Below are 2,939 nucleotides of genomic sequence, written 5' to 3' on the forward strand. Positions count from 1 at the left end.
TGTGGGCGGGGCAGATGTGCGACGTATTCCCGCCGAGGAGCTGATGGGCGCCGTTTCCTTCGTGTTCCAAAACGATCGGCTGTTCAAGCGGAGCTTGGCCGACAACGTGCGTGCGGGTCGCCGCGATGCGAGCGATGCCGAGGTGCTCGCGGCGCTCCATGCTGCCCAGTGCGACGACATCATAGCCAAGTTCCCCGATGGCGTGAACACCGTGGTGGGAAAAGCGGACGTGTACCTTTCCGGGGGAGAGCGTCAGCGAATCGCGCTTGCGCGTGCCATTCTGAAAGACGCCCCGATCGTGGTTCTCGACGAGGCGACGGCGTTCGCCGACCCCGAAAACGAGGCGTTGATCCAGGCTGCTCTTGCGACGCTTTGCAAAGACAAGACGGTGCTCATGATTGCCCACCGTCTGTCCACCGTCGCGAATGCAGATCGTATTTTCGTCATTGCTCGGGGCTCTGTCGTGGAGCAGGGCACCCACGCAGAACTTGTCGCGCAGGGTGGGCTGTATGCGCGCATGTGGCAAGACTACCGAACGAGCGCGATGTGGAGGATCGAGGGGGGTGACAACCGTGCGGCGTAGGATTCAAGACATTTTCGCCCTGACCGACCAAGGCATGAAGGACTTCATGCGCGGCGCGGGGTTCTGCGCGTTGGCGAACCTGATGCTGATGCTGCCCATTGTGGTGCTGTATTTCGTCGCAAGCGATTTCATCAGGTACCTTGGCGACCCCGCTGCCGGCCTGCCTGACATGGCACCCTACGTAGCGGGCATTGTGGCGGCGCTTGCCGTGATGTTCGTCACGCAGATGTGGGAATATCGCGCGACGTATACGGTGGTATACCAAGAAAGCGCCCGCAAACGCATCGCCATTGCGGAGCGTTTGCGCCTGCTTCCGCTCTCGTTCTTCGGAAAGCGCGATTTGGCCGACTTGACGAGCGTTATCATGAAGGACTGCTCCGATCAGGAGCGTCTGTTTTCGCATACCATGCCGCAGATTTTCGGCATGGGCGCTTCGACGCTGGTGTTCGCTGTCATGATGTTCGCGTTCGACTGGAGGCTGGCGGCATCTGCGCTCTGGCCCATCCCTGTGGCGCTCGTGGCATTGCTTTTGACCGCGCGCGTCCAGAAGTCGCATACTGCGAAGAAGAACGCGGCGTCTCTCTCGTTCGCTGATGGGCTGCAGGAATACCTTGAATGCCATCGCGAGATACGCTCGCTCAACAAGGTGAGCGCGTTTCAGGACGAGCTTGACCGTTGCATCGATCGCTTCGAGCGAGAGAAGATCGATGCCGAGCTGGCTATGGGCGTGGCGGTATGCTCCGCCCAAGGATTCTTGCGCCTGGGAATCGCATCCGTCATCGTGGTGGGGACGATGCTGCTCGTGGCGGGACAAGTCGACTTCCTCGTGTTCTTCGTGTATTTGTTGGCGGTGACCAGGGTTTACGATCCCATTAACGTTATTTTGCAGGCCATCGCCGAGCTGATGGACATGAGCTTGAGCCTGGGGCGTATGCGCGCTATCGACAACGAGCCGATACAGACGGGCCTCACTTTGTTCGAGCCTCAGGGTTATGACGTGGTCTTCGACGACGTGGGTTTTGCATACGCTGACGGCGAGGATGTCTTGGACGGCGTGTCGTTTAAGGCTCGGGAAGGGCAGGTGACGGCGCTTGTGGGCGCGTCTGGCTCGGGCAAGAGCACGGCCGTCAAGCTCGCTTCGCGTTTTTGGGACCCAAGCTCCGGCGCGGTCTTCGTGGGCGGCGTCGACGTCTCCACTGTCGATCCGGAAACGCTGCTTTCTTCATTCTCCGAGGTGTTCCAGGACGTGGTGCTTTTCGATGATACCGTGCGTGAGAACATTCGCCTTGGGAAGAAGGACGCTACGGACGAGGAGGTTCTCGCCGCGGCGAAGGCGGCCCGCTGCGACGAGTTCGTGGAGCGTTTGCCCAACGGCTACGGCACGATGATCGGGGAAAACGGCAGCAGGCTTTCCGGCGGCGAGCGCCAGCGCATCTCGATTGCGCGCGCCCTGCTGAAAAATGCCCCGATTGTGCTGCTCGATGAAGCCACGGCTTCGCTTGACGTGGAAAACGAGACGCAGGTGCAAGCCGCTCTTTCCGAGCTGCTTCAAGGCAAGACGGTCCTCGTCATCGCGCATCGCATGCGCACGGTCGATAACGCCGACAAGATCGTCGTGCTCGAGGGAGGTCGCGTGGTGGAGCAGGGAAGCCCGGCCGAGTTACGCGAGAAGCCCGAAGGCAGGTACCGCCGCATGTTAAAGCTGCAGCGCGAAAGCGCCGCGTGGGCACTCTAATGCAAAAACGATGCGAGGTGGGGCGGTCAGGTACGTGCCGAAGCCCCTCCTCGCATATCTGCGAACCGGCGGCGCAGAGGATGTTTTGCCGGTGATATGTCTTGCCTTTTGAGATCATGGGAGCCGACAATGCGGTCGGCTCCCATTTCTTGGACTGAAAGCAAAGTCCGAGAACGGGAGGTTTTCCTATGGCGGGGAGGCATGCTGTGGAAATGCGCCAAGCTGCAGTCGAGCTGTTCTCTAGAGGACACGGGAGGACTTTCGTCGCCAACAGGCTTGGCTTGATCCGCGCCGTCGTCAAGCCCCGAAAGTCTTGCGAGCTCAATGGCGGAATCGATCGCCTCTTCGAAATCCAGGTCTGCCACATAGGGCGATGCCGAGACGTGCGAGGGCCAGATGTTCCGCATCATATCTTCGCCAGGGCCTTAATTCTGCCCTTGAGGCTTGCGTCGCTTTTCATTATGCGAGCACCTCCAGATACAACCTGAACTTCTCCTCGACTCTGAGCAATCACCCGTCGAACTCGCAATTAAGCAGGTAGCAGGTACTTTTGGCGCGGTCAGGCGCCTCTATGCCTGCGTATCCTTCTTGAAGGTAAAGAAGAAAGCGGAACTGCCGGAT

At 59.8% G+C, this 2,939-nt stretch carries 2 protein-coding genes; both read left to right on the plus strand.

The features are described from left to right. A partial coding sequence (locus Q0G85_RS10195; protein WP_297157652.1) for an ATP-binding cassette domain-containing protein occupies window positions 1–583 on the plus strand: 583 nt, incomplete at its 5' end. A 34-nt stretch (window positions 584–617) separates the two neighbouring features. Beyond that, on the plus strand, window positions 618–2,318 hold the full coding sequence (locus Q0G85_RS10200) for an ABC transporter ATP-binding protein (RefSeq protein WP_297157656.1): 1,701 nt from the start codon (window positions 618–620) through the stop codon (window positions 2,316–2,318). The last annotated feature ends 621 nt before the right edge of the window (window positions 2,319–2,939 follow it).

Origin of the sequence: uncultured Ellagibacter sp. (assembly GCF_934617235.1) — a bacterium.
Lineage (GTDB): Bacteria > Actinomycetota > Coriobacteriia > Coriobacteriales > Eggerthellaceae > Ellagibacter.